The organism is Telluribacter sp. (assembly GCF_035998675.1).
Lineage (GTDB): Bacteria > Bacteroidota > Bacteroidia > Cytophagales > Spirosomataceae > Telluribacter.
This window is the reverse complement of the sequence record NZ_DASYHI010000022.1, coordinates 240,588-263,728: the sequence shown is the minus strand read 5'-3', so window position 1 is coordinate 263,728 and position 23,141 is coordinate 240,588. Positions and strand designations below refer to the sequence as shown.

At 50.3% G+C, this 23,141-nt stretch carries 16 protein-coding genes; 11 read left to right on the top strand and 5 right to left on the bottom strand.

The genetic code is table 11. From position 1 onward, the window contains the following. Window positions 1-8 precede the first annotated feature (8 nt). On the top strand, window positions 9-1,301 hold the full coding sequence (locus VGN67_RS20510; protein ID WP_327488773.1) for a pitrilysin family protein: 1,293 nt from the start codon (window positions 9-11) through the stop codon (window positions 1,299-1,301). A 218-nt stretch (window positions 1,302-1,519) separates the two neighbouring features. On the opposite strand, the gene VGN67_RS20505 is transcribed toward VGN67_RS20510, so the two are convergent. Next, window positions 1,520-1,894 carry a cytochrome C gene (locus VGN67_RS20505; RefSeq protein ID WP_327488772.1) on the bottom strand — a complete coding sequence of 125 codons (375 nt, stop codon included), beginning with the start codon at window positions 1,892-1,894 and terminating at the stop codon, window positions 1,520-1,522. Window positions 1,895-2,082: 188 nt separating this feature from the next. After that, window positions 2,083-3,819 carry a VRR-NUC domain-containing protein gene (locus tag VGN67_RS20500; protein ID WP_327488771.1) on the bottom strand — a complete coding sequence of 579 codons (1,737 nt, stop codon included), beginning with the start codon at window positions 3,817-3,819 and terminating at the stop codon, window positions 2,083-2,085. 225 nt (window positions 3,820-4,044) lie between these two features. Here VGN67_RS20500 and VGN67_RS20495 point away from each other — a divergent pair, with 225 nt between their 5' ends. After that, window positions 4,045-5,235, top strand: a complete 1,191-nt coding sequence (locus VGN67_RS20495) for a phosphoglycerate kinase (protein WP_327488770.1) — start codon at window positions 4,045-4,047, stop codon at window positions 5,233-5,235. Window positions 5,236-5,432: 197 nt separating this feature from the next. Here VGN67_RS20495 and VGN67_RS20490 read toward each other — a convergent pair whose 3' ends face one another. Then, window positions 5,433-7,865, bottom strand: a complete 2,433-nt coding sequence (locus VGN67_RS20490) for an outer membrane beta-barrel protein (RefSeq protein ID WP_327488769.1) — start codon at window positions 7,863-7,865, stop codon at window positions 5,433-5,435. A gap of 408 nt (window positions 7,866-8,273) precedes the next feature. Here VGN67_RS20490 and VGN67_RS20485 point away from each other — a divergent pair, with 408 nt between their 5' ends. Both VGN67_RS20485 and crtD read left to right on the top strand, forming a co-directional pair. Further along, complete coding sequence (locus VGN67_RS20485) at window positions 8,274-9,752, top strand: nicotinate phosphoribosyltransferase (RefSeq protein WP_327488768.1); 1,479 nt, start codon at window positions 8,274-8,276, stop codon at window positions 9,750-9,752. Then, complete coding sequence (crtD, locus tag VGN67_RS20480; protein WP_327488767.1) at window positions 9,742-11,244, top strand: 1-hydroxycarotenoid 3,4-desaturase CrtD; 1,503 nt, start codon at window positions 9,742-9,744, stop codon at window positions 11,242-11,244. Before VGN67_RS20485 ends, crtD begins: the two co-directional genes overlap by 11 nt. Window positions 11,245-11,337: 93 nt before the next feature. Here the strand turns inward: crtD and lepB are convergent, their stop codons facing one another. Beyond that, window positions 11,338-12,507: a signal peptidase I gene (lepB, locus tag VGN67_RS20475; protein WP_327488766.1), complete on the bottom strand. Its 1,170-nt coding sequence runs from the start codon at window positions 12,505-12,507 to the stop codon at window positions 11,338-11,340. 293 nt (window positions 12,508-12,800) lie between these two features. Between lepB and VGN67_RS20470 the strand changes: the two genes are divergently transcribed. From VGN67_RS20470 to VGN67_RS20450, 5 genes are all read left to right on the top strand, one after another. Next, entirely contained in the window at window positions 12,801-13,322 is a 522-nt protein-coding gene (locus VGN67_RS20470; RefSeq protein ID WP_327488765.1) for a gluconate 2-dehydrogenase subunit 3 family protein, read from the top strand. 118 nt (window positions 13,323-13,440) lie between these two features. Continuing rightward, on the top strand, window positions 13,441-15,153 hold the full coding sequence (locus VGN67_RS20465; protein ID WP_327488764.1) for a GMC family oxidoreductase: 1,713 nt from the start codon (window positions 13,441-13,443) through the stop codon (window positions 15,151-15,153). A gap of 48 nt (window positions 15,154-15,201) precedes the next feature. Continuing rightward, on the top strand, window positions 15,202-16,065 hold the full coding sequence (locus tag VGN67_RS20460; RefSeq protein ID WP_327488763.1) for a sugar phosphate isomerase/epimerase: 864 nt from the start codon (window positions 15,202-15,204) through the stop codon (window positions 16,063-16,065). Window positions 16,066-16,321: 256 nt separating this feature from the next. Then, window positions 16,322-20,548: a hybrid sensor histidine kinase/response regulator gene (locus VGN67_RS20455; RefSeq protein WP_327488762.1), complete on the top strand. Its 4,227-nt coding sequence runs from the start codon at window positions 16,322-16,324 to the stop codon at window positions 20,546-20,548. Window positions 20,549-20,617: 69 nt separating this feature from the next. Continuing rightward, window positions 20,618-21,340, top strand: a complete 723-nt coding sequence (locus VGN67_RS20450; protein WP_327488761.1) for a diphthine--ammonia ligase — start codon at window positions 20,618-20,620, stop codon at window positions 21,338-21,340. Between the two features lies 1 nt (window position 21,341). On the opposite strand, the gene VGN67_RS20445 is transcribed toward VGN67_RS20450, so the two are convergent. Continuing rightward, window positions 21,342-21,782: a hypothetical protein gene (locus tag VGN67_RS20445; protein ID WP_327488760.1), complete on the bottom strand. Its 441-nt coding sequence runs from the start codon at window positions 21,780-21,782 to the stop codon at window positions 21,342-21,344. Between the two features lie 458 nt (window positions 21,783-22,240). Here VGN67_RS20445 and VGN67_RS20440 point away from each other — a divergent pair, with 458 nt between their 5' ends. Next, window positions 22,241-22,819: an O-methyltransferase gene (locus VGN67_RS20440; RefSeq protein ID WP_327488759.1), complete on the top strand. Its 579-nt coding sequence runs from the start codon at window positions 22,241-22,243 to the stop codon at window positions 22,817-22,819. Between the two features lie 104 nt (window positions 22,820-22,923). Then, the gene (locus tag VGN67_RS20435) at window positions 22,924-23,034 is read left to right on the top strand and encodes a 30S ribosomal protein THX (RefSeq protein WP_327488758.1); all 111 of its coding nucleotides are present in this window, start codon (window positions 22,924-22,926) and stop codon (window positions 23,032-23,034) included. Window positions 23,035-23,141: the final 107 nt, after the last annotated feature.

The window sequence follows — 23,141 nt, the reverse complement described above, 5'->3', positions numbered from 1 at the left end:
AAATAAGAATGAAGAGAAACATACCCCGTAAAAAGGTAGGTAATACACACCCGGAAACAACCCTTTCGGAAGAGTACCAGCTCCATACCCTTCCCAATGGCATACGTATTGCTCATAAACAGGTACCCTACACCCAAATTGCCCACTGCGGTATTATGCTCGACATCGGGAGCCGCGACGAACTTCCCGAGCAGCAGGGACTGGCGCATTTCTGGGAACACATGGCATTTAAAGGTACGGAGAAACGCCGCTCCCACCATATTATAAACCGGCTGGAAACCGTAGGCGGTGAACTAAACGCCTATACTACCAAAGAAAAAATTTGCTTTCACGCCTCGGTACTGGACGAGCATTTTGACAAAGCCCTGGACCTGTTAGCTGACATTGCCTTTCATTCGGTGTTTCCCGAGAAGCAGATTGAGCGGGAGCGGAACGTGATTCTGGAAGAAATGTCCATGTACTACGATTCTCCCGAAGATGCCATTCAGGACGATTTTGATGAATTACTCTTCCCGAAGCACGCCCTGGGTAACAATATACTGGGTACTGCCGACACGGTTCGTTCGTTCGGAGCCGCCGACCTGCGAAAATTTATTGTGGATAACCTCGATACCGAACGGATTGTAGTGGCTTCGGTAAGCCGGTTGCCTTTTGCGAAGGTAGTACGTACCGCCGAGAAGTACCTGTCGAGTTTACCGGCCCAAAAAACATCCCGGGTGCGGGTAGCTCCCCACCTCTATACCCCCGAACGAAAAGAAGTAGCGCGGTCCATTACGCAGGCCCAGTGTGCAATGGGACGTCCATCCTACGCTCTGACGGACGACCGTCGGTTGCCTTTCTTCATGTTGGTAAATCTGCTGGGGGGGCCGGGTATGAACTCACGCTTTAACATGGCCCTTCGTGAACGCTATGGCTTCGTGTACTCTATTGAGGCCAACTATACTCCTTATCTGGATACGGGCTTCCTGGGCATTTATTTTGGTACGGAACAGAAGCAGCTTATTCGCAGTATTTCGCTGATTCATAAAGAACTGCGCCGCCTGCGCGAGCAGCCGCTTACTACTACCCAACTGCACCATACCAAGGTGCAACTGATGGGGCAATTGGCGATGTCGGAGGAGAGCAACATGAGTTTTATGCTGATGATGGCCAAGAGCCTGCTGGATACCGGCCGGGTAGATACCCTACCCGAAATATTTGAAGAGATTAAACAGGTAACGGCCCGGCAGTTGCAGGAGCTGGCGCAGGATATGTTCGACGAAACGAAGTTCAGCTACCTGACCTTCCTGCCGGAGGAGTAGGGAGTGAGATTATGAATTAGCGGTCGTCGCTGCGATGAATTCTGAGTTCTAAATTATTTTAAAATAAAATTTCAGGACAAGAGTCTCAGAGTGAGTACCTTATAAACCACAAAAGAGCGGGAGCGTAGCCATTGGCTGCACTCCCGCTCTTTTGTGCTATTTTCAATATGGCTTTTTACTTAGACTTCGAAAGCTAATAACTAATCGCTATCGGCTAATTAGCTCTTTTTCTTAGTAGCTGCTGCTTTGGCAGGAGCAGTTTTGGGAGCCAGGGAGTTAATCCACACCGCCAGTTTCAGAGCATCTTCCTTAGGTACCTGGGTCATAGGAGCCATGGGAGGGTAACCAGGCCAGTTAGCTGGTTCTGGTTTGTAGATAAGCTCAACAATCCGCTCATTCTTGTACCCTTTCTTCGCTACATCTACATAAGCCGGACCTACCAGACGGGTGTCGGCGCGGTGACAGGCAAAACAGGTATACTTAGTGAGCAACGCATTGATGTCATCAGGTACTTTAACTTGTGCATTTGCCGAGACAGCGCCCAAAAGTGTGGCAACTACGGTTGCCAGCAAAAATCCAAAGCTTTTTTTCATGAGAGTAATTAAAGAAAATTAAAACAACTATTCAGACCAAAAAACGGAACAAAAGTACATACACTACACTGATTTACCGAATGCTATTGACCTACTTTTGTATAATTCCTGAAAAAGACCAGCCAGAGGCTTATTAGTTCCTGACTAATCGGGTACCGGAAAAAAAACGAAGAACAAAACGGTATCTTTTATTCAATCGGGTTTTTATTATCCTCTTCCTGCATTTCCTGCTCCGGGTTATCCTTTACCCATACCACCCGAAGTACCTTACTGCTAACACCCAGATCGGCAAAAAAGTGCTGCCAGTGAAGTTGTCGGGCCGAAAGATGGTCCGTGGGTGATTTAACCTCCACAAAGGCGTACTCTTCCTCGTTCCATACCAGCAGGTCCGGAAACCCCCGGGTATTTTCCCGCAGGTTGGCAGCCATCTCCAGCAGGACCGCGTGCAACTGCGTAGGCCGGACCAACTCTACCACCGCCCGTACCGCGGCCAGTAGCTCCGGGTACCAGCCCACCAGTACATTAGAAATACCAAACTTTTCGGCGTAGGTAGTCTCTACAGCAGCCACTATGTCTTCCTTCCGACCCAGCTCCAGTATCCGAGCCTTGAGCATACTGTGTCGTTTGAAATAAAAATCCGGCAGAAAGAAGTCTGAAGGTACCCGCTGTAGGGGATGGTGAATGGCCTGGACATTGGTATCATAAATAATGTCCCAGAACAGCAACCCAAACAAGGCCCGCCAGGGTTCATTTTCACTGAAAAGAGCATTGTATCCCCGCTCCTGGTAGTACTCAATCACGCCGCGCTCTACCCGGTAGCGAAAATTGATTGGTATCCCCACGGATTCGGCTGCCTGCAGAGCCTGCGTAGTACGACGGGTGGCTCGCTTTTTCTTATTCAAGATTTTTTCCCGAAAATCCAGCGCAAAAAAACGTTCATCGGCATTTTGCGGGTGCGCCTCCATGTCATCGCACAGGGCCAGGGCTTCTTCGGTATCGCCCAGGCGGTGGAGCAGCCGGGCGCGTCGCTCACGCGAGGGGGCGTGGTCGGTAAGCTGATAGACCGTCAGGGCCTGCTCGGGCAGTTTCCTGCGTTCCAGCCAGGCCCCCACCCGAAGTACCAGCTGCCGGAACGAAGGCAGCGCCACCGCGCTCAGCTCCTCGGGGAGCCCGCCCTGCCAGTTCATAAACCAGTCGTAAATTTCTTCGGGGGGCAGCTCCTCTTTCAGCTCGTGAAAGGTTTCTTTGGTCAGCGAAATCATCAGCTTGTCGTCGGCGTCCTGTCGGGTAGCAAAGCGGACAGACAGCTGTTCCTCGTCGAACGACTGGTAGCGCACATGCCCCAGATCACGTACCACAAACTCGGTCATGTCGGCGTGGCGGTTTCCGAAGAAGAGAAACTTCATCATCATGACTTCCAGTTCGTAGCCTACTTTCACGATTGGGTCAAGCGCTTCAATGGCCTCAAAAAGGACCGGAAAAGAATATTCGTGCAAGAGCCAACGCATCAGGTCCGGCTTGTGAATAGTTTTGGGAGGCATGATAACCGGCGCCAGCGACTGCGTAAGCAACAGCAGTTCGGGCTTGCTGAACAGGTTAAGTACCTCCGGGGCCCGGTGGGCGTGCTGCTCCGAAATTACTTCCGCAAAGCCATTCTGAATAAGTTCGGTGAGGGCGTCGGGTATATCGCAGATTTCCGCGTAGGCCAGGGTATTTATCCGGAAAAATGCTCCCCTTCGGTTGCTGAACCGGATAAAAAGGCAGCGGGCGTCTTCGGATAAGGCGTGGTAGGAGCGCAGAAACTCCTCCTCGTTTTTGTTCAGGATATGGCCGTACATTTTCTGAACAAAATCCAGTACATACCCAAAGTAGTCGAGGTAGTATTTGGGAGGTAGTTCGGTACGCGAGGGGTCGCTGCTGCTCACGGATTGTAAGTACTATTAAGGGTGGATGGGTAGTGGCTTTTGCTAGGGATAAAACGGTATTAGTACCCGATGAGTTCATGATTATTATATACCAGACAAATAGAAAAATAAATAGTAAAAATTGCACTATGTTTATGTAAATAGCTAATTGTCTGCAACTTATATAGTATTTAGGAAAGAATTGGTTTACATTTGTTTCCGTCCAAATCCAATCACAATTACTCTATGAGAACACTTGACTCTTACGATTTTTCCGGAAAGAAAGCCCTGGTTCGGGTAGACTTCAACGTACCGCTCAATGATAAATTTGAGATTACTGATGATACCCGCATTAAGGCCACAGTTCCTACCATAACCAAAATACTGAACGACGGAGGGGCCTGTATTCTGATGTCACACCTGGGGCGTCCCAAAAACGGACCCACCGAAAAGTACTCACTAAAGCACCTGGTGACACCACTTTCGCTGATTTTTGGTCGTACGGTAAAGTTTGCGGATGATTGCATTGGTGAGCAGGCGACTGGACTGGCTGCTAACCTGCAGCCGGGGGAGATTTTACTGCTGGAAAACCTGCGTTTTTATAAGGAAGAAGAAAAAGGAGACGAGGAGTTTGCGCAGAAGCTGGCCAAACTGGGAGATGTGTGGGTGATGGATGCCTTCGGTACCGCCCACCGCGCTCACGCTTCTACGGCCGTTATTGGACAGTACTTTCCAGATAAAGTCTGTGGGTACGTAATGCAGGCCGAACTGGACAATGCCCAGCGGATTCTGGAACATGCCGAGCGTCCTTTCACGGCCATTATGGGCGGAGCCAAAATATCGGATAAAATCCTGATTATTGAGCGCCTGCTCGATAATGTAGATAACCTCATTATTGGGGGGGGCATGTCCTATACTTTTTCCAAAGCGAAAGGCGGCAACATAGGGAAGTCACTTCTGGAAGCCGATAAGCAGGACCTCACCCTCGAAATACTGGAAAAAGCAAAGAGCAAAGGCGTAAATATCATACTTCCGCTTGATAACGTTATTGCGGATGACTTTAGCAATGACGCCAACCGCCAGACGGTAAAAGCCGGTGAAATTCCTGATGGATGGGAAGGCCTCGACATTGGACCCGAATCCGTAAAGTTGTTTTTGGATATAGTAGCCAATTCCAAAACCATTCTCTGGAACGGTCCCATGGGCGTGTTTGAGTTCCCTAATTTCGCCGTAGGTACCAACGCCATCGCCGAAGCCGTTGTAAAAGCGACCGAAGAAAACGATGCTTTCTCCCTGATTGGTGGGGGCGACTCCGCTTCGGCCGTCAACAACGCCGGCTACGGTGACCGCGTAAGCTACGTATCAACGGGGGGAGGTGCCCTTCTGGAATACATGGAAGGCAAAACTCTGCCGGGCGTAGCCGCCCTGGAAGCCTGATCCCAGGCGGACCTCAGTACCCCATTTACGATTTGGTATAGATTGATAGAGAGGCTCGTACGAGCCTCTCTACTTTTTTTGGTACCTGCCCAAAATAAAAAATCCACTCCTCAATTCGGGAGTGGATTTCCATTTTCTTAACCTAAACTAATCGTATGAATAAAGTCAACTCTCGTCAACTGATACTCCTTTTGGAATTAATTATTTGTCTGTACGCGCTGCTGTAATTCATCCGAACCAGTTTTGCGCTGACGGGCACCCTTCACATTCTGATTGCCAAAGCGGTAGGTAAATGTTGCCCGTACCTGACGGCTGGGCCATCTTGACTGCACCCTCAGGTTAATTTCATTGAACTCAGCTACACCCTTGAACTGGTTGGTCCAGAAAAGGTCGTTGACGTTCAGGCGTAAGGTACCTTTCTTATCCAGCATGGTTTTCTGCAAGCCCAGGTTCAGCATACCCTGTGGATTTACCTGGAAGAAACCGTAGATGCTGGCGCTGTTGTACCAGCCGGACACCTCAGCCGACCAGCCTTTGGGCAAACGGAACTGGTTATTCACATAGGCGTTCCAGTTAATTTGCTCTACGTCAAACAGTTCATTCTGGTAGAATGTCTGGTAACGATTATATACTCCGGTAAAGTTGGTTTGTACGGTCCACCACTTGGTTACTGGCAGGGGCATCGAAATCGTCAGGCTCAGGTTATCCTGATTGTCCAGGTTTTCGGTGGTTATATAGGTCTTGTTCTCAGACGCGATTTGGCGAGGTACTTCCCTGACAATGACATCTTTAATTTTACTATAAGCCAGGGTGGTATTCAGAAAGCTCTTGTACGTATGCGCCAACTGAAACGCGTGGGTAAACTGGGGTTTCAGGTTAGGGTTACCGCGCTGAAAGGTAAAAGGGTCCAGGTAAAACTCAAACGGGTTAAGTGACTGGTAGTCGGGACGGTCAATGCGACGGCTATACGACAGGTTCAGAACGTTGCTGCTGTCCAGCTGGCGCGATACAAACACGCTCGGGAACAGGTTAACGTAGTTGCGGTCGCGGATGTCATTCAGGGTAACCGAGTTTCCGACAGAGTGCGTATGTTCGGCGCGCAAACCTAACTGGTACTGGGTTTTGGCGTTAATTTTTCCGCTGAGGTTGGTATATGCCGCGTTGATATTTTCAGTGTACTTAAAGTGGTTGGTACGGGTGGGGTCCAGGCTCCAGTCATCCAGCTTAATCTCAAACCGCATGTTGTTGTCCGACGCTACGTAGCTGGTTTTAAGGCCCGCTTCCAGCTTCGCTTTGCCCACCAGTTGGGTGTAATCCATTTTGGCTACGCCAATGTTAATATTAGATGGCATGCTGTTACGCACCAGTTCGGGAGTACCGGCCGACTCACCGCCCGGATTGAAATAGCGGGTATCCAGCAGGTTGTTGCTTTTGCCGTTGTACTGTACGTAGTCCGCATCAAAAGTCAGTTCTTTCCCCTTGTCATCGAACTGGTGTTTCAGGTTTACATTGGCGCTGAGGTTATTCATTTTGGAGCCACTTTCCGAAACCGTGCGGTAGGTTTGACGCACACTCAGGTCACCGTTCAGGATGCGGGTGTTGGTTTCGCCGATTGGGGTACTCCAGTCGTTATAAAATCCCGACACCAGAGCACCAACAGTTGTTTTCTTGGTTACAAAGTAGTCAATGCCTGCCCGCAGACTATAATTCGCTGAATTGTTGATACGCGAGCTCTCCTGGTCAAATATGGTAATGTTGTCGTTGAAAGGAATAGTCCGGTAAATTTCGTTTGTGTTAAAGCCCCGGCCTTTGTACCCGTTCAGGTTGGCGAACGTACTTATTTTGCCTTCGCGGTGATTCAAAGAAAGCGAAGAGTTGCCGCGTCCGTACTTGTCACCTACTACCCCACCACCTACGGTAAAAGTCCCGTTGGTACCGAAGTTTTTGTTCCGCTTGAATTTGATATTGATAATACCCGAGTTACCGGCGGCATCGTACTTGGACGAAGGATTGGTAATCAGCTCGATTTTCTCAATGTTATCGCTGGGCGTGTTACGCAGCAGATTCATAAGCTCCTGCTGGGAAAGAAAGGTTTGCTTTCCGTCAATCTGAACAATTACGCCGTCTTTACCGCGTAGCATAAGGCGCTCATTCTGCTGGTCCACGGTAACACCGGGAGCACGTTCCAGTACTTCCAGGGCGGTGGCACCCGCCGCTACTATACTATTCTCCACGTTCAGAACGGTGCGGTCTATCTGCTGCTCAATAAAGGGCTTCTTGGCTACTACGGTCAACTCCTTCAGGTTTTGCGTATCCGTTGATAAGGAAATCGAAGAAAGTTGTACGTTGTCGCTGGCGACGATGAACGGTTGGCTGTATACTTTCTGGTACCCAACCATGGAAATCAAAGTCAGGTACTTACCCGCTTCTATTTGTTCAATCAGGTACTTACCATCCACATCAGTAGTGGTACCTTTTGCCAGGGTGGAGTCTTTCGCTTTTAATAATAATACGTTTACAAATGGGAATGGCTGTTGCTTTTCATCCTGTACAACGCCCGAAACCTGACCTCTCATACCCGATTGGGCGGAGGCAGGATGGGCGGAAAGCAGGGCAGCAGCGAGAGTCATAACGGCAAATAATCGAGTAAAAAAAAGTTTCATGGCTAATAGATGTCAGTACAAGGTTGCTTATCTTTTGTAGATACTACATGGCAAAGGTAAGTACTTTGTATAACATAGAACCTTTCATTACACGAAAGGCAAATAAGTTGTATGAACGGAACAAGCTGGCTACCGGAACGGCGGGTGTGTGTCGGTAGATAGATACAAAGTGAAGCAAGAATGTTGCACGGGAATAGAAAAAAAATTTGAATGGTTAATAAGAGAGGTTGAATGGAAGCCTGATCATGAGGGTATAGCCAAATCAAACAAGATTGTTAATTTTGAGGTACTATATGAAATAAAAAGGTGGCAGGAAGTGCTTCTGGAGCAGCTGTTCCCAAATATCCTTAAAAAAGAGTACCTTACTTCCCGGGCATGATTAACCAACTTTACGATAGATCGCTCAGCCTGCTGACGGACCTGTATCAGCTTACCATGGCCTACGGGTACTTTAAGTCGGGTAAGGCCGAGCAGCAGGCGGTGTTTAATCTGTACTTCCGGAAGCACCCCTTTCAGGGCGGCTTTACCGTAGCCTGCGGACTAAGCAGCGTCATTGACTACCTTACTGCGTTCAGGATATCGGAAGATGACCTCCGGTACTTAGGTACCCTTACCGGTAGCGACGGCAAGCCCCTGTTTACGCCGGATTTTCTGGAGTACCTGCGCACCATGGAGTTTAGTTGTGAGGTAGAAGCCGTACCGGAAGGTACCATCGTATTTCCTAACGAGCCGCTGCTGCGCATCAAGGGACCAATCCTTCAGTGCCAGCTCCTCGAGACACCCTTGCTGAACCTGATTAACTTCCAGACTTTGATTGCCACTAAAGCCGCCCGCATGCGCCTGGTAGCCGGGCAGGACACCCTGCTTGAGTTTGGCCTCCGGCGCGCCCAGGGTCCCGACGGTGGCATGACCGCCAGCCGAGCTGCTTACATTGGTGGTTTTGACGCTACGGCCAACGTACTGGCCGGTAAGCTCTACGGTATACCGGTGCGGGGTACCCATGCCCACAGTTGGGTGATGTCATTTGAGAGCGAACTGGAATCGTTTGAGACCTACGCCCGTATCATGCCCAACAACGTTACCCTGCTCGTAGATACCTACGATACCATTCAGGGGGTAAAGTATGCCATCAGGGTAGGGGAGCAGCTTCGGCAGCGGGGCTATGACCTGGGTGGCATCCGGCTTGATTCGGGCGACCTGGCGTACCTGAGTATTGAAGCCCGCAAGTTGCTGGATGGGGCCGGATTCACCTCTACTTCCATCGTCGCCAGTAACGACCTCGACGAGCACATCATGGCCAGCCTTAAAAACCAGGGTGCCAAAATAAATGTATGGGGTGTAGGTACCAAGCTGGTAACGGCTTACGACCAGCCGGCCCTGGGAGGAGTATATAAGCTGGCGGCTATCTGTACCAAAGAGAATGTATGGGAATACAAGCTCAAGCTGTCCGAACAGGCCGTGAAGGTGTCTACGCCGGGTATCCAGCAGGTACGGCGTTACTGTGAAAATAGTACTTACAAAGCGGACATGATTTTTAATGAAGAAGCCCCGCCACCTGCCTTACCCACTATGGTTGATCCCTATGATTTTACCCGACGTACTTCCCTGGCGGCTTCACTGACCTACGAAGACCTGCTGGTACCGGTGTTCAGGGAAGGAAAGCTGGTGTATGAACTACCCACCATTGAGGCGGCCCGCCGGCGGGTGCAACAACAGTTAAGTTCCTTCCACGGGGGTATAAAGCGTTTTGTTAATCCGCATACCTACCCGGTGGGGCTGGAGCAGCAGCTCTTTGACCTCAAAACCGATTTGATTTTCTCACTTCGCTCGACCAGAAAAGCAGATGTCCAATAAGCAGGAGGGCCTCCGGGGCCGGACGGCCGTAGTCGGGGCGGGCATAGCCGGTATTGCCACGGCCGTACGCCTGGCGGCCAAAGGGTATCCGGTGGAGGTATTTGAGGGCAACGCTTATCCAGGTGGAAAGCTGTCCAGTTTTGAAATGGCGGGATACCGTTTTGACGCGGGTCCTTCGCTTTTCACCATGCCCCAACTGGTCGATGACCTTTTTCGGGTAGCCGGAAAAACTCCGGAGGACTACTTTCAGTACATTAGGCTACCCGAAACCTGCCGGTACTTTTACGAAGACGGCACCCGCTTCACCGCTCACGCTGAACCTGAGCGGCTGGCCCGCGAAATCGAAACCCACCTGGGTGAGCCCGCTGACCACGTACTGTCGCACCTGCGCGATAGCGCGACAAAGTTTGAGGTGACAGAAAAGCTTTTCCTGCACCGCTCCCTGCACAAGCTAAGTACCTACTTTAATCGGGACGCCCTGAAAGGGTACCTCAACCTGCACCGGCTGGATGCCTTCCGCTCTATGCATAGCGCCAATAGTACCCGCTTCCGGGACCCGAGGGTAGTGCAGCTGTTTAACCGCTATGCTACCTACAATGGCTCCGATCCGTACCAGACGCCCGCTACCATGAATATTATCCCGCACCTGGAGTACAACATCGGGGCTTTTTTTCCGAAAGGCGGTATGGTAGCTATTACCAATAGTCTGGTGCGACTGGCCGAAGACCTGGGCGTGAAGTTCCATTTTTCTACGCCGGTCCAGGAAATAGTCATTGAAGGAAAACGGGTAACGGGTATCCGGGTGAAGGATTTATTTCTACCCTTTGAGCGGGTAGTTAGTAATATGGATGTGGTGAATACCTTTCGGAAACTACTGCCGCAGGCCCGGCAGCCGGAGCGTATTCTGCGTCAGCCCAAGTCCAGTTCGGCCCTTATTTTCTATTGGGGAATAAAAAGGAGCTTTCCGGAGCTGGGACTGCACAACATTTTCTTCAGTAACGACTACTCGACCGAGTTCAACCACCTATTCCAGCAGAAGACCATTCACCAAGATCCCACGGTATATATCAATATCACCTCTAAGTACGAACCAGCCGACGCTCCCGCTGACTCCGAAAACTGGTTCGTCATGGTCAACGCACCGGCCAACAGTGGTCAGGACTGGGACGCCCTCATTGACCAGACCCGCCAGAACATCATCAACAAACTAAGCCGCCTGTTGGGCCAGGACATAGGGAGTCTGATTGAATGTGAATCACTGCTCGACCCACGACTTATCGAATCCCGCACATCCAGCTCCCAGGGTGCCTTGTACGGCAATAGCTCCAACAACCGCTTCGCGGCCTTTTTGCGCCACGCCAACTTTTCTTCCGACTACAGCAACCTCTATTTTGTGGGCGGTAGCGTTCATCCCGGAGGCGGTATTCCTCTGTGCCTGCTATCGGCCAAGATAGTGGGAGATTTGGTGAATGGTAGAAAGGAGGAAAGGTAAGAAAGGAGGAAGGGTTGGAAAGGAGGAAAGGTAAGAAATGGGGAGTGCGTAGCCTCCTTCGAATTCGCTACGCACTCCAGGTGAGTATTGGATTTACTCAATTACCCGAAAAAGACGGCTCCACCGTATTTTATTCCAGGCATTAGCCGGAACGGGGTCCAGGGACATCCATACAAATACGGCTTTGCCTACGATATGGTCTTCCGGCACAAAACCCCAGTAGCGGGAGTCATCCGAATTATGGCGGTTGTCGCCCATCATAAAGTAGTAGTCCTGCCGAAAGGTGTAGCTGGTTATGGGTTGGCCTTTCAGTCGGATGGATTCCGTTGTAATTTCTACGGCATCGTTTCCTTCGTACCGTTCAATAACCAAACCGTACAGCGCGATGGTTTGGCGGTTTACGGGAATGGTCATCCCTTTTTGAGGAACAGTCAGTGGTCCAAAGTTATCCCGGTTCCAGGCAAAAGCCGAGCCTCCGTAAATGCCCTGAGCAACAGTACCTGGCTGTTCGGTGGTCAATTCAACCCCCTTCACCCATTCAAATTCTTTAAACTGTGAAATAACATCAGGAGTAGTATTAAACCAGTAGCCCTTCAAAGTAGTGGCATTGGTAGCCTCATCGTATACCTCTATCGGCTGCCAGTTGATGAAAGGGCCCTCGGGTGACTGGTAGTCGTTAATAATATTGTATTTCCTGAAAAAACGCTCGTTAAGTACTTCGGTCGTTCTGACGAAGTAGGTAGTTTCGGAGCGGGTTGGAACAGGAAGGGCATTGTCATTTACAAATACCTGTTCCTGCCTGATTTCTACTTTGTCGCCCGGTATTCCAACGCAACGCTTAATCACATTGGTCCTTAAATCAATAGGGTAGTCGGGTTCACCGGGTTTGGGCGGAGGGAAATTAAAGACTACGACGTCGCCGTTTTTAACCTTGGAAAATCCCGGAAGCCGAAAGGTAGGCAGTTGAATGGCGGTATGATAGGAAGGGATATCGGTACCCCAGATTTTCTGATGCGTCAGAGGTACCTGTAGGGGCGTTTTGGGCGTGCGGATGCCGTAATGGAGCTTGCTCACAAACAAATAGTCGCCTACCATCAGGCTATTTTCCATGGAAGGCGTAGGAATGGCAAAAGCTTCAAAAGTCAGAAAGCGAATCAGGGTAGCGGCGATAACCGCAAACAGCACCGAATCGGACCATTCGCGCAAGGGTGATTTTTTAGGACTGGCAGAAGATTCCCCGGTCACTTTTTTCTTCTTGAACATGGCTAAGTTAGAGTTATTTTTGAATGTATTTGGGGTGAAAATATCGCAAAATCTGGAATTCATGAATAAACAGGACATAATTTATTTGTTTAGAGCAATAAGTACTCTAACCCAGCAGAATTAAAAGCCTTCTCAGGTTAAAAAACACATCTTAAATAAGTCCGGAACTTCGCTGCTAGAGGTAGTTACTTAGCTCTTCTCTGCGAAATAATCAGCCACCATAGGTAAACTAGCCGAAATCAGCCTTTTAGTAGGAGTTGTACTTTACTACTCTTTTTTATTCGGAAACCATAATGGAAAGACGCGCGGCGTTAAAAAGCATGGCTGTAACGGCCGGAGGCCTTTTGGCAATGCCTGCCTGGGCCAGGGGCTGGAACCAGGCGACGGTGGCAGGTACTCCGGCTTTTCTGACCGTATCACAACAGGCCATGCTGGTTGAGCTGGCAGATACGCTGATTCCGGCTACCGATACACCCGGTGCCAAAGACCTGAAAGTACCTGACTTTATCCAGAAAATGCTGGCGGATTGTTATGAGCCGGAGGTACAGAAACAGGTTGCTCAGGGGCTGGATGCGCTCAATAGTACGGCTAAACAGGCGTACGGTAAAGATTTTGCCGCCGCTGAACCTGCCCAACGCCGGGAGTTGCTGATGAAAGTACAAGCCCTGGAAAACAAAGAAGAAAAAGAGTACTATGACTTGCTGAAGCGCCTTACCATTCAGGGCTATACCACCTCCGAGTACGTAATGGTCAACCACATGAAGTACAACCCCATGCCCGGCCACTACTACGGCTGCGTACCAGTGACTCAATAGTGAAAGAGCGAATGAGTGAATGAGTAAAAAACTTTGCGCTAAACTCCCTTTTACTCTGCGTTTAAAAAAATGACAGCGCTCCGGCGCCCCGGTCAGCAATCGAAATTCAAAACTATCTATGTCTTATTTCAATATAGATTCTACCAAAGCCAACACTTACGATGCTATTGTCATAGGGTCGGGGATTAGTGGCGGATGGGCCGCCAAAGAGCTGAGTGAAAAAGGGCTCAAAACCCTGGTGCTGGAGCGCGGCCGCGACGTGAAGCATGGTATCGACTACCCAACGGCCAACCTGCACCCCTGGGAGCTGGGGCACCGCGGTCAGGTACCGCTCGATGTACGTAAACAGAATCCGGTAAACAGTCGCAGCGGACTCTATAGTGAGGCTACGCTGCACTTTGCCTTAAAGGACGACGAGCAGCCTTTCGTAGAGGAGAAGCCTTTTCGCTGGACGCGTGGTTACCACGTGGGTGGAAAGTCGTTGTTGTGGGCGCGCCAGACCCAGCGCTGGAGCGAGTATGATTTTGATGGACCGGCCCGCGATGGCTTTGCCGTTGACTGGCCTATCCGGTACAAGGATATTGCCCCCTGGTACAGCTACGTGGAGAAATTTGCGGGCATATCGGGCAATAAGGATGGCCTGCCCAACCTGCCCGACGGCGAGTTTCTGCCCGCCTTTGAAATGAACTGCGTCGAAACGCACTTACAGAGCGTAATAGCTAAAAATTATAAGGACCGCCACCTGATTCAGGGGCGCTGCGCGCATATTACCGACCCCAAACCCATCCATAACGAGCAGGGGCGGGCCAAATGCCAGAACCGGGCGCTGTGTGTGCGGGGCTGTCCGTTGGGAGGGTACTTCAGCAGCAATGCCTCTACCTTACCCTGGGCCGCTAAAACCGGAAACATGACGCTGCGTCCGCACTCGGTAGTACATTCGCTTATCTACGATGAGAAAAAAGAGAAAGCAACGGGCGTACGGGTAGTTGATGCCACTACTAAAGAAATGATTGAGTTTTACGCCAAGGTCATCTTTGTAAATGGCTCGGCCCTGAACAGTACCCTTATTCTGCTTAACTCTGTTTCCGGCCGCTTTCCGAATGGTCTGGGAAATGACAACGGACTCATGGGTAAGTACATAGCCTGGCACAACTACCGCGCCCGTATATCGGCCGAATACGAGGGCCACCTGGACAAAACTACCGACGGCCGCACTCCCAACCATAGCTACTTCCCCCGTTTTCGCAATGTGTATAAGCAGGAAACGGACTTTTTACGGGGCTATGCGGCGGGCTTTGCCGGAGGCCGAAGTACCATTCAGGACCGCGATGGAGTAGGCGAAGACCTCAAACATAGCCTGCTGAACCCCACCCTGGGCAACTGGCGGGTAAGTTCCTGGATGATGGCCGAGGTACTACCCAAGGAAACTAACTTTGTCCGGCTTGACCCTGACCTGAAAGACAAGTACGGTATTCCGCAGTTGCGGATATCGGCCGACTGGGACGACAACGACGAGAAAATCATCAGGGATTACCACGAGCAATTTACCGAGATGTTTACCCTGGCGGGCTTTACCAATATCCGGGCTACTGATTCCCATTCTGCACCCGGTTCGGACATACACGAAATGGGAGGTGTCCGGATGGGCAAAGACCCCAAGACCTCGCTCCTGAACAAGTGGAATCAGCTACACACGGTACCTAATGTATTCGTCACCGACGGGGCCTGTATGACTTCTACCTCAACCCAAAATCCCTCCCTGACCTACATGGCCCTGACCGCCCGCGCGGCTGATTATGCAGTTAAAGAGTTGAAAAAGAAAAATTTATAGAATTTTAGTACAGCACCAGTTCAAACCTTACAATTTAAAAAGAAAAATATGAAGAAAGTAACCATCGCCCTTGGGATGGCCCTTATGCTGGCAGGAGGCTATCAGTCACAGGCACAGAAGTCAAATAAACCTCTCTATACTGCTCCGTTCGCTGCCCAGGCTTATACCTACCGGTTTAGCTGGCCGCACGGCGTAGAGGCTACCCTCGACAGCATCAAAGCCTTAGGGATTACCGAACTGGAAGCCGGTGCTCCAAAAGGCTATACCGAGGAGCAGTTCCGGAAACTGGCCAACGACCGGGGGATATCCATTCCGGGTACGGGAGCCGGGTACGAGCAGATTGTGAAGGATCCCATGAGTGTTGTAAAGAAGGCCAAGGCACTGGGAGCTAAGTTCGTGATGGTAGCCTGGATCCCTCACGAAAAAAACAACTTTACTATTGAGAATGCTAAAAAGGCCGTAGAAGATTTTAACCGGGTTGGTAAAATCCTGAAAGAAAACGACCTGACCTTTGCCTTCCATAATCATGGCTATGAATTTCAACCCTATGGTGACGGTACCCTGTACGACTATATTGTCCAGAATACCAATCCTGAATACGTGTCGCTCGAGCTGGATGTACTCTGGGCCGCACACCCCGGCGCAGATCCGGTGGCGTTGCTCAACAAGTACGGCAGCCGCTATAAACTCATGCACCTCAAGGACCTGAAAAAAGGAGTGAAAGGTGATTTCTCCGGAGGTACTCCCATCACCAACGACGTAGCCCTGGGTACCGGACAAATTGATATTCCGGGTATCCTGAAAGCTGCCAAGAAGGCAGGGGTGAAGCACTACTTCATCGAGGACGAAAGCCCCATTCAGACCCAGCAGGTACCTCAGACCATCGCTTATCTGAAAAGTTTGAGGGAATAACTTTTTACCAGCGATGAGAATCGCCAGGCGGCTACGTAACGGTTTCAGGTTACGTAGCCGCCTTTTTGCGGCCCCTTCCGACGTCCATTCAGTACGCGGTATAGCCCAGCCGGACAAACGCCATTTCTATTATTTTTCTAAGGATTTATAAAAATTAAAAAACAGCACGGTATTTGCTTTATCAGGTGAATATTGAACGGAAATAGGAATTATTTGCGAATAGTTTGACTTTACCCGACGCCAACCTCTATCTTAAATGAAAGCACCTTGTCTCTTTCTTCTGGTATTTCTATTAAATATCAGTCCTAGTAGGGCTCAAAACGTTCCGATTCGCTTTAAACACTTTACGACCAACCAGGGGCTTTCCCAGAACAACGTTACCGCTGTCCTACAGGACAGCCGGGGGTTTATGTGGTTTGGTACGCAGGATGGCCTCAATAAGTTTGACGGCTATGAGTTCAGGGTGTACCGCAATAACCCCAATCGCCGCAACAGCCTGAGCGACAGCTACATTTTGAGGGTGTTTGAAGACCGCGAAGGACGCATCTGGTTAGGTACTGAAGACGGGGGTCTGAATCTTTTTGACCGGACCACCGACAGCTTTAGGCATTACAAACATAAGCCAGGCGATCCTAAAAGTCTGAGCCACAATAAAGTAATGGCTATTGCCCAGGATAAAGACGGGAAAATATGGGTGGGTACCTACGGAGGAGGGCTTAATTTGTTTGATCCGGCTACCGGTACTTTCTCTCACTTTGTTCATAATCCCGCGAATCCCCGTAGTCTGAGCCATAATTTAGTCAGTGACATTAAGGTGGATAAAAAGGGGAGGGTATGGGTAGCTACCTTCGGTGGGGGGCTGGACCTGCTTGACCAGGCGCGCAAGGGCTTTGTGCATTACCAGCATATCCCATCTGATCCGGCTTCGCTTAGCCTGAATGACATTACCGACCTGCACGAAGATGCCTGGGGCCGCCTGTGGGTAGCTACCGAAGGCGGTGGGCTGAACCTGTTCGACCAGGAGCGGGGTACCTTTACCCGTTTTCAGCATAGTACTTCCAACCCTAACAGCATAAGTCATAATGACGTCATAGCCATTGAAGAGGACTGTGACCATAACCTCTGGATTGGCACCCGCAACGGGGGCATCAGCGTCATGCATCCGGACCTGAAAACGTTCACGCACCACCCCTGCAACGAGAAAAATCCGGACGGGCTGAACAACGGTTCTATTTATTCATTATTCCGGGATAAACGGGGGAATATGTGGGTAGGTACCTACAGCGGAGGTGTCAACTTTATGGATCATGAGCCCCAGAAGTTTACTAAGTGGGTGCAGGATAAGAACAATGCCAATAGCCTGAGCAACAATAATATCCTAGATGTTATGGAAGACAGCCGCGGCAGGTTATGGATAGGTACCGACGGAGGAGGGCTAAACCTGTATGACAAAGCTGCCGGAACCTTTACCCACTACCTCAACAGCCGCCGCCCCAACAGCATAGGCAGTAACTATGTACTCTGTATTTTTGAGGACAAGGTCCAGAATATTTGGATCGGTAACTACAAGGGCGGGCTTAACCTGTTTCAGAACGGCCAGTTTCTGAATATGGACCGGAATGAGAGCCTGGGCGGAAAAGCTCCTATCAGCATCAGTAGAATTGTAGAAGATAAGGAGGGGTACCTGTGGCTGGGAACCTTTGGGGATGGGCTGTTGCGCTACGACAAACAAAAACAGGTCTACACTTCTTTCAAACAAAATAAAGTTCGGCGCGGAAGTCTCAGCCACGACGTAATCCACGCGTTGTTCGTTGACCGTAACGGCCGCCTGTGGGTAGGTACTGCCGGCGGTGGGTTAAACCTGTATTTTCCCGAAACCGGTACATTTACCAGCTTCCTTCATGATGACAATAAACCCAATAGCCTGAGCAACAACCTGGTAAATTCTATTTATGAAGATGCGAAAGGGCAACTATGGATAGGTACCAACGACGGCCTGAACCTTTTCGACCCCCAAACCCGTTCGTTTACCACTTACGGCGAAAAGGACGGGCTGGCTAACCATGTAATTCAGGCTATACGGGAAGATGCCCGCGGCGTGCTCTGGCTAAGTACCAACAGAGGTCTTTCCCGGTTTGACCCTACCACCAAAACCTTCCGCAATTACGGGATTAACGATGGGCTGCAGGGGAATTCGTACAACCGCAATGCTTCCTTTAAAACCCGAAGTGGTGATATGTACTTTGGCGGGTTAAACGGCCTGAATCATTTTCATCCGGACAGTTTAAAAGACAATCAGTTTGTTCCACCCGTATATTTTACCGATTTTCAGGTATTCAATAAATCTGTTTCCATTGGAGAAGCGGAAGGTGAGCTGAAGCAGCATATCAGCGAAGCCAAAGAAATTACGCTTTCTTACCGGCAGTCGGTGTTCTCGTTTGAATTTGCTGCCCTGAATTACAGCCAGGCCGAAAAAAATCAGTACGCTTACCTGCTGGAAAATTTTGATAAAGAATGGAACTACGTGGGCGACAAGCGAACCGCTACCTATACCAACCTGGACCCGGGAGAGTATATCTTAAGGGTTAAAGCTTCCAATAACGACGGTATCTGGAATGAAACGGGTACTTCTATCAAAATAATTATTACCCCCCCATTCTGGGAAACCTTATGGTTCCGGCTCCTGGTACTCCTGGTCATTGTAGGGAGTGCGGTGGGGTACTATCAGCTAAGAATGAATGCGGTACGTATCCAGAAGCAGCATCTGGAACGGCAGGTCGTGGAGCGTACTTCCGAGGTAATGCAGCAAAAAGAAGAACTCCTGCTGCAGGCCAGCCACTTACGGGTACTCAATGAAGAACTAAACGAACAGAAAATACAGGAACAGCAGGCGCGGGAAGAAGCCGAACGGGCCAACCGGGCCAAAAGTGTGTTCCTGGCCACGATGAGCCACGAGATACGAACCCCCATGAACGGGGTACTGGGTATGACCTCACTCCTGCAGGAATCCAACCTCACCGAAGAACAACGGGAATTTGCCGATACAATTAAGCAATGCGGCATGAACCTGATGGGCGTGATCAACGATATCCTCGATTTTTCCAAGATTGAATCGGGGAATATGGAACTGGATGAGCAGGAAATGGACCTGCGAACCTGCATTGAAGAAGTACTGGATCTTTTTGCCACCAAAGCCGGCCAGGTGGGTCTGGACCTCGTGTATCAGATAGACCCCCAGGTACCTGTCCATATTATTGGGGACAGCCTCCGGATACGTCAGATATTGATAAACCTGGTGGGGAACGCCATTAAATTTACCCCCAGCGGGGAGATCTTTGTGGGAGTTGAACTCAAAAGAACGATGGCCGACAAAGAAATAGACCTGGCTTTTCAGGTGAGGGATACGGGCATAGGTATACCCAAAGACAAGCTGCACCGTCTGTTCAAAGCGTTCTCCCAGGTTGACTCCTCCACAACCCGCAAGTACGGGGGTACCGGTCTGGGACTGGCCATCAGCGAGCGTTTGGTGAATCTGATGGGCGGGGAGATTTCGGTGGAGAGCGAAGAGGGAAAAGGTACCTGTTTTTATTTCAACGTACGCTGTACCGCCACCAGCCAAACCCGCCGCCAGTACATTGTGTTCAACACGGCAGGTAACGAAGGAAAGCGGATCCTGGTCGTTGACGATAACAAAACCAACCTGACCATATTAAAGGCCCAGATGGAGCAGTGGAAACTCGTTCCGGTTCTGGCGTCTTCGGGCAAAGAAGCCCTGGATATTCTGGAGCGGGAGGCGCCCTTTCAACTGGTCATCAGCGATATGCAAATGCCGGGTATGGATGGGGTGGAGCTCGCCCGGGCCATTAAAGCACGGCAACCGGAACTGCCGATTGTGCTGCTGAGTTCCATTGGGGACGAAACCCGCAAAGCCTATCCGGACCTGTTTTCGGCCGTCATGACCAAACCGGTCAAGCAGCAGCAGCTTAGCAAATTAATTCAGATGGAGTTACGGCAGCAACAAGCAGAAGTGCACGTAGCTGTTAGTCCGGCCCCGGTCCAGGTACTCTCGGAAACATTCTCGGAACAGTATCCCCTCGTAATTCTCATTGCGGAGGACAATCTGTTTAACCAGAAGCTCGCTTTTCAAATCCTGAAAAAACTGGGTTACCCGGCCGATGTCGCGCAAAATGGTCTGGAGGTACTTGAGCTACTCAAGTCGAAGTTTTATGATGTAATTCTGATGGATGTGCAAATGCCGGAAATGGATGGTCTGGAAGCTACTCAGCTGATCCGCCAAAACTTCAGCCAACAGCCGGTTATTGTGGCTATGACCGCCAATGCCATGCAGGGCGACCGCGAAATTTGCCTCAAAGCCGGAATGGACTACTACGTGTCCAAGCCCATCCTACTGGAAGAACTGAAAAACACGCTTAAGGAGGCCGCATCCAATAGAAAGCAGCAAGCGGAGCATTTTCCATCTTAAACAAGGGTTGCCTTCGGGGGATAATTTCTTACTTTGGGTGGTCAGTTATAGGAAAAATGCCGGTTACCTATGAAAGATGCTCTGTTTAACTGGAGTGGGGGGAAAGATTCGGCCCTTGCGCTTCAGCAGGTCTTGGGAGAGAAAGTGTGGGAGGTAAAATGTCTGCTCACTTCGGTCAATGAGCACTTTGATCGGGTTAGTATGCACGGAGTACGTACTACTCTTCTTGAGGCGCAGGCTGCTAGTATAGGTATTCCGTTAAAAAAGTTACTGTTGCCGGAAATGCCATCCATGGAACTATATAACCGGATTGTAGGCGATACCCTGCGTGAATGGAAGAGCCAGGGGGTTGATTATGCTATCTACGGGGATATATTTCTGGAAGACCTCCGATACTATCGTGAACAGCAGCTGGCACAGGTTACCATGGAAGCGGTGTTTCCGCTCTGGCAGCGAAATACGCACGAGCTCCTTCGTGAGTTTATTGACAAGGGGTTTAAGGCCGTGGTCGTGTGCGTCAACGAAAAGTACCTGGACCAGTCCATTGCCGGCCGGTTCATAGATCACACGTTCCTGGAAGACTTACCTGCCGACGTGGACCCTTGCGGTGAAAATGGTGAGTATCACTCTTTTGTTTTTGACGGACCTATTTTTAGCTATCCAATACCGTTTGAGTTGGGAGAGTTAACCTACCGCAGCTACCAGCCAGCCGCTCAGGAAGCGGCGGATGCTACCCCTGTTCCCTACGACACCGGTTTTTATTTCCGTGATCTACTGCCCGCAGGGAAATAAATCAGAACCTGTCCTTCATACCTTCCGGAATCAACTTGTAAAGCGCCTGATGCAGGTCAGTAAGCTCAGCGGGGGGGCGGTTGTGGTCAAAAGAAGGAGAAGAGAAAGTACCTGCGGACGTTTCCACGGTAAGTTGGCTTTGCAGGGCGGCATCTACCTGGTGGCGGGTACCTCCCGAGCGCAGCTGGGGTACTTTATCCGGCGGAACCGCCAGTACCCGTTTTACGAGGGCCTCCCAGGTAGCGGGGCTCGTGCTGGTCTGGCTTGAGTCTTCATTTATCACCACCAGGGTCCGGGCGGGAGAAACACTAATGCTCCGCTGCAGCCCGCGCGTGCTTTCGGTTAGGAGCAGGCTTTTAATATCCGACTGCGGTGCGCAGGAGGTAGGGGGGAAACCTGCCAGGACAATAAGGCTCAGAAGTAGATGAAAATACGGGTACATATAAAGAAAAAAAGCCCCTCCCGCGGGAGGGGCGGTATGGTAATATAGTTATTATGGTGTTACTGTTACAAAATTGCTGCGCGCTCCGCCCGAGGCAGCCGTAGTTGGGACTATCTGACATGGAAGTGGTAGTGCGTCCTGAATCAAACGGTGCTGACAAATAAAACGTATTACTTCCCGGATTTTCTTTCCATTGAGTCCCGGAGCAGGCTACCCTTATAGTCAGAGAGGCTGCTACAAACAAAGCTTTAAAATGGTTTCAGAGTACGTTCGGATTACAATAAAGAAAAATCCGGGGAGCTTCGCTAAGTTTGAAGCGCCTATTTCGTAACCGGTATTTTTTTAAGGAACCTTCAAGTACAGGACTTTCAGCCCCGTTGGAACCGGACCCGCTAAAACAATCCGAAAACTGTCTGTATCTTTCCGGGCAAAAACTGACTGGCATACTCTCCTTCCTGATGATTGATTTTCAACCACAACCGTTACCCCGCCACTATTTATCCATTGACGAGGCCACGCAGGCTTCGGGCTTTTCGATGGCCTCCGATCGGCTGACTTGTTCGCTGCTGCGTACCCTGGCCGGTACAAAGCCCGGTGGCCGCTTCCTCGAATTAGGTACCGGCACCGGCCTTTCCACTGCCTGGATCCTGGACGGTATGGACGCCGACTCCCACCTGGTTTCGGTAGACAACGACCCGGAAGTACTCCGGATTGCGGCCACCTACCTGGGGGAAGACCCACGGCTGCGGCTGGTTTGCGCCGACGGTGCCGCCTGGATGGAAGAAAATAAAGAGCAGCAGTACGACTACATCTTTGCCGATACCTGGCACGGTAAGTACCTCCTGCTGGATGAAGCCCTCTCCATGCTGAAAAAAGGCGGCTTGTATATAATCGACGACATGCTACCGCAGCCCAACTGGCCGGAAGGCCACCACTTAAAGGCCGAAAAACTACTGGAAGCCCTGGCCCAACGTCCGGATTTGTGGGTTACACAACAGCACTGGGCTACGGGTATTCTGGTGGCCGTAAAAAAATAGACTCCGCCCGAAAATTCCGTAGATTTTCTATTGACAACCGAAGTTTTAGCCTTTATTTTTGTTTCTGTAAATTTATTTTCAAACGCAAATACAATTCTAAAGCTATGGGAAAAGGAGATAAGAAAAGTCGGCGGGGAAAGCTCTGGAGGGGTACTTACGGAAATAAAAGAAAACGGAAAAACAACAAGCCCAAGGGCAAAAGAACAGCGAAATAAAAGGTGGAACCCCCGGGGTTCCACCTTTTATTTCGCTGAATATATTAATCGGCCTGGTTTTTGCTTGTGAACCGTTAGGGTATATAAAAATTGGGAGCTAAATCAGG